The following is a 15,961-nucleotide window of genomic DNA, read 5'->3' on the forward strand; positions in this document are numbered from 1 at the left end:
CCGCGTTAACCTGCCTTGCGAGCACCATGCTTGCGCGCGCTGTCTGAAACGCCGCTGCTCTGGAGCCTGTCATGTACGACACTGCACTCATCGGCCGCCGCATTCTTGTTGTCGAGGACGATTACCTGCTGGCCGAATCGCTCAACGACTTGTTGGTGGAAGCCGGCGTCAGCGTCGTTGGACCGGTCGGCAATGTACCCGACGCGCTCTCGCTGGTCGCGTCGGGTCAGGCCATCGATGGCGCCTTGCTGGATGTCAACGTGCGCGGCCAGGCGGTGTTTCCGGTCGCCGATGCATTGATGGAGCGCGGCGTGCCGTTTTCGTTCTGCTCCGGCTACGACCGCTATACGCTGCCGCAGCGCTTTGCGCATTTGTCGTACTGCATGAAGCCCTATAACCCGCGCACGATCACCAGCTTGCTCAGCCACCAGAGCGAGACGGCCAGTCACTGATCGGCGCAGGCGGGCTGGGCGTTATCGCCCGGTTCCACGCCGGGCTGCTGCAGGGCGCGCTCTTGCTCGCCAAGCTGGTTGAGCAGTTCGACGGCGGACTGATGCGCCGTGCGCAGCGTTTCCAGTGGCTTGGACGTTTCGTTGCGCAACGCATACAAGGCAAAGCCCATCACGTTGAGACGGTTGCGCAATTGGTGCAGCAACTCGCGCCGCTGCCCACGCGGTGCGTCGCTCACTCCGCATCCTTGTCGCTGAGCCGGTTATGCAAGGTGCGCACGCTGATGCCCAGTTCGCGCGCGGCGGCCTTTTTGTTGAAGCGCGTACGCGCCAGTGCCGATTCGATCATCGCGTCTTCCGCCTGGCGCATGGTCCAGCCGGCAGGAATGAGCAAGCCGTCCTGATCGGCCTGCGGCACGGTCTGCTCCACCTCCGGAGCGCTCAACAGATCGCCATCGGAGCGCAGATACAGATAGTGGATAAACGAGCGCAGCTCGCGCACGTTGCCCGGCCAGGCGTGGTAGGCCAGGTAGCGCAGCAGCGATTTGGTCGGCAACTTGCGTCTGCCGTATTTGGCGTTGAGCTCGTCGATCACGCGCAAGCCAAGCAGGCGCGCATCGCCGCGGCGCTCGCGCAGCGGCGGCACCTGGATCGGGTATTCGTTGAGACGGTAGAACAGGTCTTCGCGCAGCACCGCCTGCTCGCGCTGCACGTGCTGATGGGTGGCTGCCACCACGCGCGCATCCAGTGCGATTTCCTCGTTGCCGCCCACGCGCATGAAGCTGCGCGATTCGATCGCCCGCAGCAGATACACCTGCAGCCGCTTGGGCATCTCGCCGATCTCATCCAGGAACAGCGTGCCGCCTGCGGCCTGCTCCAGGAACCCGGCATGCCGACGGTCGGCGCCGGTGAAGCTACCGCGCTCGTGGCCGAACAACTGGCTGGCCAGCAACTCTTCCGGAATGGCCCCGCAATTGACCGGTACGAAGCGGCCGCGGCGACCGGACACACGGTGGATGGCGCGCGCCACCAGATCCTTGCCGGTGCCGGTTTCGCCGGTCACCAGTACATTCAGATCGGTCGGCGCCACGCGCACGATGTCCTTGCGCAGCATCACGATGCTGTCGCTGTTGCCGACGATGCCCAGGTTGCCCTGTTGCGCTTCGCGCAGTCCCCCGAGCACCCGCTCCAGGCGTTCGGGCGCGAACGGCTTGGTCAAGAATTCGCTAACCCCGAACTGCTGCGCGCGGCCCTGGGTTTCGCGCGCGTAATCGCCCGAGACCACAACGATCTGCGGGGTGTGGTCCGGGTCGAGCCGTTCGATCAGATCGAAGCCGCTGCCGTCTGGCAGGCCAACATCCACCACCAACAGGTCGGGAAAGTTGCTGTCCAGCCAGCGGCTGGCTTCGCCAAGGGTGTGAATGCCCTTGGCATGGAAGCCGCTATCGGTGGCAAGTTCAACCACCTGATCGCAGAACTCCACGTCGTCGTCGATGATGGCGCAGGAAAGACGGTCCATGAGCGCTTCTGTCCGCAATGACTGATACATGTTCAGTTGAGAATTGTGACGGCCGCGCGAAATGCGATGACACACCACATCGGAAATTGCCTGCTGCTGTCACGCTCTGTGAATGGTGCGGCGCTCTTCCCCCAGTCGAGCCCGCCCTGATGGCTGTGGGCGAAGTACGCATGGAAGCGCTCGATTGCGCCAGTGCCAAGCGTCACGCTCTGGGTGGGTCGCCGTATCGAGAATGTCGAAACGCCAAGGAGTGCAAGGTTTGCCGCGGCAGTCGCGCCAGTCCAACGACGGGTGCCGTCTCGATCGAGCGCTGGCTGAGCTCGCTTGCGTGCCTGCATCGGGGCCAGGATATCAGCCGGGGCTGACGTAAGCCGACGCCACCATGGCGCCGCATGAACCCGTCAGGAAGCCGCACTGGGCCTGCTGAGTTACCCACAGCCTACGCACCGCCCGTGGAGAGGGCGTGCACAACGCGCTCACGCCTTCCTTCCAGGGTGCGGCGAACACTCGCCCGATCCAGCGAGTGAGGTGTCCCATGCACGCAATCTCGGCGCCCGTGCAGGCCGATGTGCAAACCGAATTGGATTACTGGCGTGGCGAGCACCGCCGAGGCCAACTTGGCTATTACGCATTCGACGGCGTTCCCGAAGGCACGATCCGGGCAGTCTGCGCGGCATACAACGCGCGCCCCAACCTGACCGATGCAGACGCGATCAAGGCCGTGCGCGATGCGCTGTGCCTCACCCCTGGCTCGATGAATGCCGTGCTCGCCGATTGGCTGGCGCCGCGTTGCCTGCGTCACCTACGCCAAAGATGATGTGCCCATAGGTTGGGCTCGCTTGATTGGTGCGGTGCACGCCTGCCGTGATCGCGGCGGGGTTCTAGGGAAAGGCAAGATGTCCCACGGTGCGCTAGGTCAATCTTTTCCGCGCGTGATGGGCGCACGCTTGTTGTTGGCAACACGTGCCGGCACGCGGTGGTCTTTCGCTGCCACGTTCCGCCGCTGGCGCGCCCTGCAGGTGCCAGCGGCGCCTGCCCGGCCGGCACCCCGTCCCGCGGCCCCTGTGTCGGCACTGCCGTGCCCGACCAGGCGTTAGGAGAGACCTGTGGAAGCGCTGCTGCTGTCCCGTATCCAGTTCGCCTTCGTCATTTCGTTCCATGTGTTGTTTCCGGCCTTCACCATTGGCCTGGCCAACCTGCTCGGTTTTCTGGAATGGCGTTGGCTGCGCACGCACGACGAGACCTGGAAGCGGCTGTACTTTTTCTGGCTGCGCATCTTTGCGGTGTCGTTCGGCATGGGTGTGGTCAGCGGCATCGTCATGGCCTTCCAGTTCGGCGCCAACTGGCCCGAGCTGAGCCGCATTGCCGGTAGTGTGATCGGCCCGCTGCTGAGCTATGAGGTGCTCACTGCGTTCTTCCTGGAAGCCAGCTTCCTGGGGGTGATGCTGTTCGGCTGGGGCCGGGTTTCCGAACGCCTGCATTTCTTCGCCACCTGCATGGTGGCGATCGGCACGCTGGTGTCCACGTTCTGGATCTTGTCGTCCAACAGCTGGCTGCACACCCCGCGTGGCTACGCGATGGTCAACGGCATCGTGCAACCGGTCAGCTGGCTGCAGATCATCTTCAACCCGTCGTTTCCGTATCGTCTGGTGCACATGGCCCTGGGCTCGTTCATCACCACCTGCTTCGTGGTTGGCGGCGTCGGCGCTTACTACCTGCGCAAAGGGCTGCATGTGGATGCCGGCGCCCGCATGTTGCGCTTGTCGGTGGCATTTGCCGCCATCGTGCTGCCGATCCAGATACTGGTGGGCGACCAGCACGGGCTCAACACACTGGAACATCAGCCACTCAAGGTCGCCGCGATGGAGGCGCACTGGCACAGCGAAGGCCATGGTGCCGGCGTGCCGCTGGTGGTGTTTGCGCTGCCCAATGCAGAAGCCGAGCGCAACGACTATGAGGTGGCCATCCCGCGCCTGGGTAGCCTGATCCTGACCCACAGCGCAGACGGCGACATTACGCCGCTGACGTCGGTGCCGCGCGATCAACGGCCGCCGGTGGCGCCGGTGTTCTTTGCCTTCCGCATCATGGTGGGTCTGGGGATGGCGATGCTGTTGCTGGCGTGGATCTCGGCCATTGCATGGTGGCGTGGGCGCCTGCATGCCAGGCCGCTGATCCTGGCATGGAACCTCATGCTGCCGGCTGGATTCATGGCGCTGGTGGCCGGCTGGTTCGTCACCGAGATCGGGCGCCAGCCGTGGGTGGTGTACGGGCGGTTGCGTACTGCCGATGCGGTGGGCCCGCAATCGACTGCGACAGTGGCGGTATCGCTGCTGGTGTATCTGCTGGGCTACGCATTCGTGTTCGGCTTCGGCATCTTTTATCTGACCAAGCTGGTACGCGCCGGGCCGCAACCCAGCCGCGACGGGCCGGATGTGGCCGGTGGCGACCACACGCCGGCACGCCCGCTGTCTGCAGCAGAGACGTCACTGGAACAGGAGAACACGCCATGGAACTGAGTTACTGGTTGCCGGTGGTGTGGTTTGGCGTGATCGGTTTCGGCGTGCTGATGTACGTGGTGCTGGACGGCTTCGTGCTCGGGCTGGGCATGCTGGCGCCGTTCGCGCGCGACGAACAGGAAGTGGACCTGATGATGAACACCGCCGCGCCCATCTGGGACGGCAACGAAACCTGGCTGGTGCTTGGCGGCGCCGGTCTGTTCGCTGCGTTTCCCACGGCGTATGCGGTGATCCTGTCCGGCCTGTACCTACCGGTGCTGTTGATGGTGATGGCGCTGGTGTTTCGTGGGGTGGCGTTCGAATTCCGTTTCAAGGCACAGCGCTCGCGGCGGCTGTGGACCGTGTCGTTCATTGCCGGCTCGATCCTGACCGCTTTCGCACAAGGCATCATCCTCGGCGCGCTGGTGGAAGGCATGCCGCTTATCAACGGGCGCTATACCGGCGGCGTGTTCGGCTGGTTCAGCCCGTTCACCATTCTCACCGGTGCTGCGCTGGTATTCGGTTACGCACTGCTTGGCAGCACCTGGCTGATCCTCAAGACCGATGGGCGCACCCACACCTTGGCGCGGCAGCTGACCAAGCCGCTGGTGGGCGTGGTGGTGACCTTCCTCGTGCTGGTCAGCGCGTGGCTGCCGTTCCTGAGCTCGCATGTGATGGCGCGCTGGTTCGAGCACGGCAATTTCTGGTGGCTGTCGCCGATTCCGCTGATGACCGCAGGCGTGGCGCTTGCGCTATGGCGCAGCAGCGACAGCTCGCGCAGCGACGCATGGCCCTTCCTGTTGACCCTGGCGATCTTCGTGTTGGGCTTCATCGGCCTGGTGTTGGGCATGTGGCCGTATCTGGTGCCGCCGAGTTACACCATCTGGCAGGCGGCCTCGCCGCCCTCCTCGCAAATCTTCCCGATGGTGGGCCTGGTGGTACTGCTGCCGCTGGTGCTCGGCTATACGGTGTGGTCGTACCGTGTGTTCCGCGGCAAGATCGCCGCCGATGTGGGCTATCACCATCACCACTAGGCGATAACGCGGCGTGCATACGACACGCCCTGCGTCGACAGATGCATTCAGACAAACGAACAGCGCCCGCGTGGCGGGCGCTCCGGCGAGACTGGTGGCTTGCTTCAGCGTTTTTCCGATCCGTCCGGCCGTTCGTAGTCGTGTTCGGGATCGGCCTTGTTGACGTCGGGATCTTCGTCGGGCATGTCGTGCACTTTCCACTCGACATCCTCGTTGCGACGCTCCTGTGGCGTAAACGGCTTTTTCTGGTCGTCTTCCGGACCCCATGGCTTTTTCGGTTCGCTGCCCATGCTCATCTCCTGCGTGATCGTCATGACCCAACGCTAGGCGTGCAGGCATTGCGGGGTGGTGAACGACGCCCGGTGTTGGCGTGAAGTACGTATCTGGGGACGCACGCCCACCGCGGAGCGCGCAGGCCCGGCTTCTCACGCCTCGCCGCTTCGCAGACGGCTCAAGCCGCTTCACCCCCCTGTCTGCGAATGCGGCGCCTCGACCGGCTTGGACTGCGGCGAATCCTTCTGCCGCAACCAGATGGTCAGGACCACCAGCGAGAACACCGCCAGGAACTCGCTCTGCCAGTTCTGCATCGATTCGAACCAGAACGATGCGCTGGTGAAATGCTCGAACACCGTGATCGGTGGCAAGCCCTTCTGCGCACGTTCCCCCACCTCCAGCCGCCAGCTACCGACCAGGTGCAGCACAAAGCTCATCAGGAACAGCGCCCCGAACGCGATTGCCAGAGAGTGGTCGTACAGCCGTCGCCATACCCCGCCGGCGCGTACCGGCCAGGGCGTGGGCCCGGATTTGATCTCAACGGTTTCTTCCGCGGGATCGAGCGGACGCGATTCGGCAGAGCCCACCTGACGCAACTTCACGGTGAGCAGCACGTACATTCCCATCTGCAGGAATTCGCTCTCCCAGTTTTCGAACAATGCAGACATGAAATGCGGGCTGTGCAGATACGCAGACAGGAGCAGCGTCGGCTGCCCCTGCTCGCGCAATTCATCGTTGTACGAGTGCAATCCAGCATAGATCTGGCAACCGATGAAGAAGATAGTCAGCGCAAGCAGACACAACGACAGCCCATTACGACGCAAGAACATGGATGACCTCCTGGCGATGCGCGCAGTATCGAGCGTCCTCGGCAAAACCGCATGAAGTTTGCGTGCAGCCGCGCTGTTCTGCATGCCACCGCATTGTCGGCGTACTGCCTGCCGCGCACAGGGCGCGATCGGCAACACACGCCACGCGCACATCGTTTAGCCCGGATGTTTACGTTTGCGTGACCACACTGGCGTGCAACCAACGACTTCCACTGCCAGGAGACCACGATGCCCGTACCCAACTATCCATGCCCGCCCTTCAAGCCACAGCAGCAGAGCTTTCCCGGCCGCACCGAGAAGATGGACCAGCGCCCGGACCATGGCGAAGACAGCTACGTGGGCCACGGCCAGTTGAAAGGCAAGCGCGCACTGATTACCGGTGGCGACAGCGGCATTGGCGCTGCGGTTGCGATTGCCTATGCACGCGAAGGCGCGGATGTGGCGATTGCCTTCCTTCCCGATGAGCAGGAAGACGCCGCGCGCATTGGCGCCTTGATCGAAAAGGCCGGCGTCAAGGCGCTGCTGGTGGGATGCGACATCAGCGACCCCAGCCAGGCAGCGGCCTTGGTCGACAAAGTCAACAGTACCCTGGGCGGTCTGGATATTCTGGTCAACAACGCCGGCTACCAGAAGTACTTCGAGACTTTCGAGGACATCACCCTGGACGAATGGCGCAAGACCTTCGACACCAACGTGCATGCGGCCTTCAATCTGGTACGCCTGTCGGTGCCGCTCATGACCGACGGCGGCTCCATCATCAACACCGCATCGGTGCAGTCGAAGAAACCTACGCCCAACATCCTGCCCTACGCCGCGACCAAGGGCGCGCTGGCCAACCTCACCATCGGTCTGGCCGGTGTGCTGGCGGAGAAGAACATCCGCGTCAACGCGGTGCTGCCGGGCCCGATCTGGACGCCCTTCATCCCCTCCGGCATGGACGAAGAATCGGTGGAAAACTTCGGCGGGCAGACCCCCATGGGGCGCCCGGGTCAGCCGGTCGAGCTGGCATCGGCGTATGTCATGCTGGCGGCCGACACGGCCAGTTACACCTCGGGCACCTTGCTGACCATCTCTGGCGGCGCGGTCACGCTGTAACGCTGTCGCATTGTTGCCAAGCCCGCGTCGCTGATCGAGCGACGCGGGCTTTTTATTGGCACTTCCTTCGTCGATTCTCGGCGATCACGGGCGCACGCCACGTCTCGCTTGCTTGCCCGTGCAGTCACTCGGGCGCGTTGCGCTGACGCGCAAAAAACGCACGGCCCAGGTGAGTGTCCGGTCAACGTTGCGCTCGCGTGGCACACACTCACTCCTGCGGTTGCTCTCACGGTCGGCCTCCTACCGTAGGCGACGTTGGTACGTGATGCACGCCCCCTCTTCGAAACAGTGCTGCCCGCCACGCCTGCGTGGCGAAGGTGCGAACCCGCTGCTGGCGCGACAACACCATCCCACACGCATCGACGCATGCGACGTGATGCATCCGCGCCATTGGCAGGCCAGCGCAGTAGCGCCCCTATAAGGCAGACAACAATGAGAATTTTGGTCACCGGTGGTACCGGCTATATCGGCTCGCACACCTGCGTGGAACTGGCGCGGCGTGGGCACGATGTGTGCATTGTCGATAATTTGAGCAACTCCTCCGAGCGCGTGCTCGACCATCTGCAGCATCTGATGGGATTCCGCCCGGAGTTTCATCGCATGGATGTGCGTGCGCCCGAGCTTGCCGATTTGCTGATCGGCAAGCGCATCGACGCCGTCCTGCATTTTGCCGCGCTCAAGGCCGTTGGTGAATCGGTGCGCGAGCCGCTGCTGTACTTCAACAACAATGTCACCGGCACGCTGGCGCTGCTGCGCGCGATGCGGGCTGCCAAGGTATGCAACCTGGTGTTCAGTTCGTCGGCCACCGTATATGGCGACGCCAACCGCAGCCCGATCGACGAAAGCGCGCCGCTGAAGGCAATCAACCCCTACGGGCGCACCAAGCTGATGATGGAAGAAATGATCGGCGACCTGGGCGCCGCGTGGCCGGACTTCAACGCGGCGTTGCTGCGCTACTTCAACCCGGTGGGCGCGCATCCGAGCGGGTATCTGGGCGAAGACCCGCGAGGAGTACCGAACAACCTGATGCCCTACATTGCACAAGTGGCAGTGGGGCATCGCGAGGCGCTGCAGGTCTTCGGCGACGACTACCCGACCGACGACGGCACCGGCGTGCGCGACTATCTGCATGTGATGGATCTGGCGCGCGCGCATGTGGACGCCATCGATTACCTGCAGCGCGAGCGCAAGGGCTTGGTGGTCAATCTGGGCACCGGGCGCGGCTACAGCGTGCGCGAGGTGGCGGCGGCGTTCGCGCGCGCCAGTGGCAGGCGCATTCCGCTGAGCGTCGCGCCACGTCGCGATGGCGATGTGGCGGTGTACTTCGCCAGCACCGCGCTGGCCAACCGGCTGCTGGGCTGGACCGCGGAATACGACCTGGACCGCATGTGTCGCGACACCTGGCGCTGGCAGTCGATGCATCCGGATGGCTATGCCGGTTCGCGCCTGCCGCGCCTGCGCACCGCGGCAGCCGTGCCAGAGCGCGAAGGTGCACGCGAGCTGCCGGCACCAGCGCCCCGGCTATCGCCCGGCCCGGACACGCGCCGTCGCAGCGAGCCGGTACGCACGCTCGTGGTCGCCAACGGCTTTTCCCGCGCGTAACGCGTAACGACCCATTTCTTTCCTACGAGGACATTCCATGAGTTGGGCTGGTCAGTTCCAAGACGCGATCGGCAAGACCCGCCGCGCGGTTCCTTCCGACAGCACGCCGCGGTTCGATCCGGCGCGACCCACGCTGTTGTGTCTGTCGCATCTGCGCTGGAGTTTTGTCTATCAGCGCCCGCAGCACCTGATGTCGCGCTTTGCACGCGATGCCAATGTGCTGTTCTGGGAAGAGCCCATCGCCTGCGATGCAGCCGAGCCCTGGTTGGAGGTGCGTGGGGAAGAGCACGGCGTGCACGTCCTGGTGCCGCGCCTGCCCGCCAGGTGTGAGGGCGAAGATGCCGTGCAGGTGCAACGCCGCTTGCTGGATGGCTACCTGGCCGAGCTTGGCGTGCGCGAGTTGTTGCTGTGGTACTACACGCCGATGAGCCAGAGCTTCAGTGCGCATCTGCCTGCGCGCATGGTCATCTACGACTGCATGGACGAGCTGTCGGCATTTCGTGGTGCGCCGCCGGAGCTGGTGCAACGCGAGCGCGAGCTGCTGCAGCGCGCCGATGTGGTGTTTACCGGCGGCTACAGCATTTGGGAGGCTAAACGTGCGTTGCACGCCAACGCGCATGCGTTTCCCAGTAGCGTGGACGTGGCGCATTTTGCCGCCGCGCGCACGCTGCAGCAGGAGCCTGACGACCAGGCCGGCATCGCACATCCACGGCTGGGCTTCTACGGTGTCATCGACGAGCGATTCGATGTCGAGCTGCTACGCGCGATCGCGACGCAGCGGCCGCGCTGGCAATGGGTGATGATTGGCCCGGTGGTCAAGATCGACCCCTCCGAGCTGCCACAGGCCGCCAACATCCACTATCTGGGCGGCAAGACCTACGACGAACTGCCTGGTTATCTCTCCGGGTGGGAGGTGGCGTTGATGCCGTTTGCGATGAATGCCTCCACGCGCTTCATCAGCCCGACCAAGACGCCCGAATACCTTGCTGGCGGCTGCCCGGTGGTGTCCACGCCCATCCACGATGTGGTGCGCACCTATGGCGACACCGGCGTGGTGCGCATTGCCGCGACCGCCGATGCGTTCGTGGCCGCCTGCGAAGCGGCACTGCAGGACAGTGCCGATCGCGCACAGTTGCTCGACCGCGCCGATGCCGTGCTGGGCGATATGTCCTGGGACCACACCTACGATTTGATGAAGGAGACACTTTCTTGGACGCAATGACCCCGCCGGCCGCGGCGCCGCTTGCCGCACCTCGCACGCGCGGCAACGTACGGCGCGGTTTCGATTACCTCATCGTCGGCGCCGGGTTTGCCGGCAGCGTGTTGGCCGAACGGTTGGCCGCCGGCCTCGGCAAGCGTGTGCTGGTGGTCGACCGTCGCCCGCATATCGGCGGCAATGCCTACGATTATCATGACGATGCCGGCGTGCTGATCCATCGTTATGGTCCGCACATCTTCCACACCAATGCGCAGCGCATCGTCGATTACCTCTCCAACTTCACCCAGTGGCGTCCGTATGCGCACCGCGTGCTTGCGCAGGTTGGCGAGCAACAGGTGCCGATCCCGATCAACATGACCACGTTGAACCGTCTGTATGGCCTGCAACTCAGCACCGAAGAACAGGCCGCAGCGTTCCTGGCCAGCCGCGCCGAGCCGGTGGCCGATATCCAGACCAGCGAAGATGTGGTGATCAATCAGGTGGGCCGCGAACTCTACGAAACCTTCTTCCGCGGTTATACGCGCAAGCAGTGGGGGCTGGATCCCTCGCAGCTGGACAAGTCGGTGACCTCGCGCGTGCCGACCCGTACCAACGACGACGACCGCTACTTCACCGACACCTTCCAGCAGATGCCGCTGCACGGCTATACGCGCATGTTCGAGCGCATGCTCGATCACCCCAACATCAAGGTGATGCTCAATACCGACTACCGCGAGATCTGCGACGAGCTGGAGTACGACCAGCTGGTGTACAGCGGGCCGGTGGACGAATATTTTGACTACTGCTACGGCAAGCTGCCGTACCGCTCGCTCAGATTCGAACACAGTACGCTGGACCAGGAGCACTTCCAGGCGGTGGCCACGGTCAATTATCCGGACGAAGCGGTGGCCTACACGCGCATTACCGAATACAAGCACCTCACCGGCCAGCAACATCCCAGCACCAGCATCACCCGCGAGTATCCTTCGGCCGAGGGCGACCCGTATTATCCGATTCCACGCGCGGAGAACGCCGAGTTGTATCGGCGTTACGAACGCCTGGCGGCCGAGACGCCCAAGGTCACCTTCCTTGGCCGGCTGGGCACCTACAAGTACTACAACATGGATCAGGTGGTCGGCCAGGCACTGGCCTTGTACAAGCGCATCGAAGACGCCGAACAGCGTCGCGCCGAGCTGGCGGTCTGACAACGCACGCCCCGCCCTGCAGCACCGTCGCTGCAGGGCAGTTATCGACGCATCGCTGCAACCCAGCGGCGCGCGCAGCAGGATGTTGGATGCATACCCCCACACTGTTCGAGAGTTTTTTCATGGCGGGGTTCGAGTGTTCGACCCACCGCCGCCGCGATGGGCGCAGGCTCGATCTGATTGCCGCCACCAGGCACGACCGCTGGGCCGCCAAGGACTATGCGGCGTTGTCGGCGCATGGCCTGCGCACCGCGCGCGATGGCCTGCGCTGGCATCTGATCGAACAACGCCCCGGGCATTACGACTGGTCCAGCTTCCTGCCGATGCTGCACGCGGCCAACAGCGCCGGCACCCAGGTGATCTGGGACCTGTGCCATTACGGCTGGCCGGACGATGTGGACATCTGGACCCCGCAGTTCGTCGACCGCTTCGCGCGCTTTGCCGCCGCCGCCGCGCAGTGCGTCAAGGACGCCTCCGACGCGGTGCCGTTCTACGCGCCGCTCAACGAGATCTCGTTCTGGGCATGGAATGGCGGCGATCACGCGCGCATGCATCCGCTAGCACGCGGGCGTGGTTTCGAGCTCAAGCATCAGCTGGTGCGCGCTACCATCGCCGCGATCGACGCGATACGCCAGGTCGATCCGCGCGCGCGCTTCTTACAGGTGGACCCTGCGATCCATGTGGTGCCATCCAACGACCGGCCAGGCCCGCGTCGCGAAGCCGAGCGCCTGCGGCTGGCGCAGTTCGAAGCCTGGGACATGATCTGCGGGAAACAGTGGCCCGGACTCGGCGGTGCGCCGGAGTATCTGGACATCATCGGCCTGAACTACTACTCGGATAATCAGTGGTATCTGGGCGGCGTGCCGATCCTGCGCAACTCGCCCGACCACCGGCCGTTCTCGACCATCATGCTGGAATTCTGGCAGCGCTACCGCCGCCCGATGATCGTCTCCGAAACCGGTGCCGAAGCAGATCAACGCGGGCCCTGGCTCGATCACGTCGGCGGCGAGGTTGCACTGGCCCTGCAGCACGGCGTGGCAATGGAAGGCATCTGTCTGTATCCGGTGCTTGACTACCCCGGTTGGGACAACAACCGGCATTGCCCCACCGGCTTGCTCGGCTATGCGGACGAGCACGGCGAACGGCCGCTGCATGCAGGCCTGGCCGATCAACTGCGCCACGAGCACGACCGTTTCGGTCTGCGCGCACCACAGTTCGCGCTGGCCGACATCGCCCCGTGAGTATGTCCGGCCACTCCACCTTGTTGCCGGACACGCCAGCGCGGTTTCTCTGGCATTACGTTGGCCAACGGCCGTGGCATTTCACTGGCTTGCTGCTCTTGATCGTGGGCGCGGCCGGCTGCGCGGTGTCGGTGCAATACGGCATGAAGATGCTGGTGGACGCAATGGCCACCGATCAACGCAGCCAGGCCAACGTGTGGCTGCCGCTGGGCTTGTTCATCAGCTTGATCGCGGTGGAAAACCTGCTGTGGCGACTGGGCGGCTGGCTGGGCTGCCGGACCGTGGTCGCCAGCGTGGTGGATATCCGGGTGGATCTGTTCCGCCACCTCACCGGCCACCCGATGCGCTACTTCACCGAACATTTTGCCGGTGCGCTGGGCAACCGCATCACCGCGCTCGGCAGTGCCGCCGGGCAGATCTTTGGTGGACTGGCGTGGAAGATCGTGCCGCCCATCGTGGATTTCGTCGGCGCCATCGTGCTGCTGTTGACGGTGGGCTGGCGCATGGCCGCCACGCTGGTCGGCTTCATTGCGATCGTGGCAGCCATCATCACCAGCTTCGGCATTCGCGGCCGCGCCAAGCATCAACGCTTTGCCGCGCAGGCCGCCCGGGTGGGTGGCGAGTTGGTGGATGCGGTTTCCAACGTGTGGACGATCAAGGCGTTCGCCGCGCGCGATCGCGAAAGCGCGCGACTGGCCGAACAGATCGGTCACGAGGCCGTAGCGCATCGGCGCAGCTGGATGTACGTGGAAAAGGCGCGGGTGATTCACGACATCTGCCTGTCGCTGATGGCCGGCGGCATGCTGATCTGGGCCATCAGCATGTGGCGTTCCGGAGCGGTGAGTGCAGGCGATGTGGTGTTGGTCAGTGCGCTGACCTTCCGCATCCTGCATGGCTCGCGCGATCTGGCGCTGACCCTGGTGGACACCACCCAGCAACTGGGTGCCATTGCCGACACCCTGCAGATCATTCTGCAACCGCACGCCATCGTCGATGCGGACGTGCCGCTGGCATTGGCCGAAGGCGATGTGCGTTTCGAAGACGTGCGTTTTGCCTATCCCGAGCGCGCTGCGGTGCTGGAGGGATTGAACCTGCATATTCCGGCCGGCCAGAAGGTGGGCATCGTGGGGCCGTCCGGTGCCGGCAAGTCCACCTTGATTGCGCTGATCCAGCGCCTGGACGATGTGGAATCCGGGCGCGTGCTGATCGACGGGCAGGACATTCGCGGGGTCAGCCAGGACAGCCTGCGCGAAAAGATTGCGGTGGTGCCGCAGGAAACTGCGTTGTTCAATCGTAGCATCGGCGACAACATCCGCTACGGACGTCCCGATGCCAGCGATGCCGAGGTGCACGAAGCGGCGCGGCATGCATTCTGCGATGGCTTCATCCGGCAATTGCCCGAGGGCTACGACACCCAGGTGGGCGAGCGCGGGGTGATGTTATCGGGCGGACAACGACAACGGCTGGGTATTGCCCGTGCCTTTCTCAAGGACGCCCCGATCCTGATTCTGGATGAGGCCACCTCGGCACTGGACACCGAATCGGAAGCCGAAATCCAGGCTGCGCTGGATCACCTGATGCGCGACCGCACCGTGTTGGCGGTCGCCCATCGCCTGTCCACGGTGATTGGTTTCGATCGCATCGTGGTGCTGCAGGACGGCCGCGTGGTCGAAGACGGCAGCCCTGCGGAACTGCGCGGCAGCGGTGGCGTGTTCGATAGTGTGTGGCAGCGGCAGGCGGCCGGGTTCGAGGCTGCAACCGAAGCACCATGAAGCGACTGCGCGCAAAAGCGCTGAGTGCCTTGCGTGATGGGTGGCGAGGCAAACAAAGCCTGCAGCTGACTGATACAACCTGGCGTGGGACGCGCTGTCGGCCCTGAAAGCAATTCACGTTTCGCAGTCGCCGGCGCGCAAAAAAAACAGGCAACGTTCGTTGCCTGTTTTACTTCCTGCAGGACGCATCAATGCGGTGGTCGATAATCGCGCAGCTTGGTCGTCACGTTGCCGACCTCCTGCACCGCGCGCTTGAGATCGTCTTCGGACATTCCCAGTTCGCGCGCCCAGTACTGCAACTCCCACTCCTCGTTGATGCTCACATTGTGCATGTCGGTGGGTTGACGATTTGCATCCTGTGGTTCGCCCATGGCGGTCTCCCATGTAGGACAACTGGTGAGTCGGCTGCGACGTCGGCGGCTCGCACGCTTGGCAGAGCTGCCGCATCGACGCGTTGCCTAGCGACCTGTGGTCAGTGGGGCTGGCCCTGCTTGGCGCGCAACGCCTTGGCATGTTCCAGATGCTCGGCGACGGTGTCGCGTGCGCGCTGCAACTCCTTGCCCAGGTCGCTGGAGCCCGGCTCGCTGCTCAGCTGTGTGTCGAGCAGGGCCAACGCCTGTTCGTGGCTGTCCACACTGGCTTGCAGATACTGGGATTCAAACTGCTGCCCATGCAGGTCCTGCAGGCGCTTGCGCACGCCTTCGGCGCCCGCTCCGGCGGCCTGGCCAAGCGTGCCATTGCGATCGGGCGCAAACCGGCTGAGGTCCGTCAACGCAGCGCTGTGGGCCTCGTCCATCTTGCGTGCGAATGCCAGCACCTCTCCTTCCACACCCTTGACCACCGCCAGCTGCGCAAGCGTGCGCTCGTTTTCGTTGAACACTGCCAACGCACCAAGCGCCTGCTTGCGGTCGCGCGCATCGCCGACGCTGTCGCGCAACGGGTCGCCATGAGGCGGCGTGCTGCCGACCACCCTGGGAGCGGTGCTCCGTGGATCCTGTGGATCGCTCGCCTGCCCCTGCCGACGCTGCCAGGCCTTGTACGCCACATAGCCTACTGCGCCTGCGGTCACCATCCTGAAAAGTCCCATTGCTGTCTCCTGTTGATCGCGCTCTTTCGTCGCGTCCGGCGGTCGTTGATTGTTGGGTTCGCATGGATTGCGCAAGCGGCATGCCTGCGTCCCAGCGCGTCCTATGAGCCTGCGAGCGTGGCGGTTATCCAGACGTGACCTGCGCATCAACGCGGCGTCGG

The 15,961-nt window shown here is 64.1% G+C and carries 16 protein-coding genes; 10 read left to right on the plus strand and 6 right to left on the minus strand.

Features of this window, described 5'->3' with window-relative positions; translation table 11 throughout:
• Positions 1–71: 71 nt before the first annotated feature.
• Positions 72–452, plus strand: coding sequence for a response regulator (locus tag J7367_RS13350; protein ID WP_007965127.1), 381 nt, complete (start codon positions 72–74; stop codon positions 450–452).
• Here the strand turns inward: J7367_RS13350 and J7367_RS13355 are convergent.
• Complete coding sequence (locus J7367_RS13355; RefSeq protein ID WP_042805821.1) at positions 446–688, minus strand: hypothetical protein; 243 nt, start codon at positions 686–688, stop codon at positions 446–448. The two genes, J7367_RS13350 and J7367_RS13355, sit on opposite strands and share 7 nt — an antisense overlap.
• On the minus strand, positions 685–1,968 hold the full coding sequence (locus J7367_RS13360; RefSeq protein ID WP_033481013.1) for a sigma-54 dependent transcriptional regulator: 1,284 nt from the start codon (positions 1,966–1,968) through the stop codon (positions 685–687). Before J7367_RS13360 ends, J7367_RS13355 begins: the two co-directional genes overlap by 4 nt.
• A 535-nt stretch (positions 1,969–2,503) precedes the next feature.
• Between J7367_RS13360 and J7367_RS13365 the strand changes: the two genes are divergently transcribed.
• The 3 genes from J7367_RS13365 (at position 2,504) to cydB (ending at position 5,497) form a co-directional block, all read left to right on the plus strand.
• Complete coding sequence (locus J7367_RS13365) at positions 2,504–2,785, plus strand: hypothetical protein (protein WP_057659139.1); 282 nt, start codon at positions 2,504–2,506, stop codon at positions 2,783–2,785.
• A gap of 289 nt (positions 2,786–3,074) precedes the next feature.
• Positions 3,075–4,484 (plus strand): cytochrome ubiquinol oxidase subunit I, encoded by a 1,410-nt coding sequence (locus tag J7367_RS13370; protein WP_057659137.1) that lies wholly within the window; start codon positions 3,075–3,077, stop codon positions 4,482–4,484.
• A complete protein-coding gene (cydB, locus tag J7367_RS13375) occupies positions 4,475–5,497 on the plus strand; it encodes a cytochrome d ubiquinol oxidase subunit II (protein WP_007969742.1) in 1,023 nt (340 codons plus the stop codon). Before J7367_RS13370 ends, cydB begins: the two co-directional genes overlap by 10 nt.
• A gap of 104 nt (positions 5,498–5,601) precedes the next feature.
• Here cydB and J7367_RS13380 read toward each other — a convergent pair whose 3' ends face one another.
• Entirely contained in the window at positions 5,602–5,811 is a 210-nt protein-coding gene (locus tag J7367_RS13380) for a hypothetical protein (protein ID WP_172955872.1), read from the minus strand.
• Positions 5,812–5,958: 147 nt separating this feature from the next.
• Positions 5,959–6,600 (minus strand): DUF6766 family protein, encoded by a 642-nt coding sequence (locus J7367_RS13385; protein WP_057659135.1) that lies wholly within the window; start codon positions 6,598–6,600, stop codon positions 5,959–5,961.
• Positions 6,601–6,828: 228 nt separating this feature from the next.
• Between J7367_RS13385 and J7367_RS13390 the strand changes: the two genes are divergently transcribed.
• From J7367_RS13390 to J7367_RS13415, 6 genes are all read left to right on the plus strand, one after another.
• Entirely contained in the window at positions 6,829–7,695 is an 867-nt protein-coding gene (locus J7367_RS13390) for an SDR family oxidoreductase (RefSeq protein WP_057659133.1), read from the plus strand.
• 432 nt (positions 7,696–8,127) lie between these two features.
• Entirely contained in the window at positions 8,128–9,297 is a 1,170-nt protein-coding gene (gene galE, locus J7367_RS13395) for a UDP-glucose 4-epimerase GalE (RefSeq protein ID WP_081027474.1), read from the plus strand.
• Between the two features lie 37 nt (positions 9,298–9,334).
• Positions 9,335–10,519, plus strand: coding sequence for a glycosyltransferase family 1 protein (locus J7367_RS13400; protein ID WP_057659132.1), 1,185 nt, complete (start codon positions 9,335–9,337; stop codon positions 10,517–10,519).
• Positions 10,516–11,700, plus strand: a complete 1,185-nt coding sequence (gene glf, locus J7367_RS13405; RefSeq protein ID WP_057659130.1) for a UDP-galactopyranose mutase — start codon at positions 10,516–10,518, stop codon at positions 11,698–11,700. The genes J7367_RS13400 and glf overlap by 4 nt, the downstream gene beginning before the upstream one ends.
• An 89-nt stretch (positions 11,701–11,789) precedes the next feature.
• On the plus strand, positions 11,790–12,941 hold the full coding sequence (locus J7367_RS13410) for a hypothetical protein (RefSeq protein WP_057659127.1): 1,152 nt from the start codon (positions 11,790–11,792) through the stop codon (positions 12,939–12,941).
• Complete coding sequence (locus tag J7367_RS13415) at positions 12,938–14,713, plus strand: ABC transporter ATP-binding protein (RefSeq protein WP_057659125.1); 1,776 nt, start codon at positions 12,938–12,940, stop codon at positions 14,711–14,713. The genes J7367_RS13410 and J7367_RS13415 overlap by 4 nt, the downstream gene beginning before the upstream one ends.
• Before the next feature lie 188 nt (positions 14,714–14,901).
• Here J7367_RS13415 and J7367_RS13420 read toward each other — a convergent pair whose 3' ends face one another.
• Entirely contained in the window at positions 14,902–15,084 is a 183-nt protein-coding gene (locus J7367_RS13420) for a DUF3606 domain-containing protein (protein WP_003490054.1), read from the minus strand.
• A gap of 101 nt (positions 15,085–15,185) precedes the next feature.
• The gene (locus J7367_RS13425) at positions 15,186–15,800 is read right to left on the minus strand and encodes a DUF4142 domain-containing protein (RefSeq protein WP_057659124.1); all 615 of its coding nucleotides are present in this window, start codon (positions 15,798–15,800) and stop codon (positions 15,186–15,188) included.
• Positions 15,801–15,961 lie beyond the last annotated feature (161 nt).

The sequence above is a fragment of the Xanthomonas sp. D-36-1 genome (assembly GCF_017746155.1).
Classification (GTDB): Bacteria; Pseudomonadota; Gammaproteobacteria; order Xanthomonadales; family Xanthomonadaceae; genus Xanthomonas; species Xanthomonas cissicola.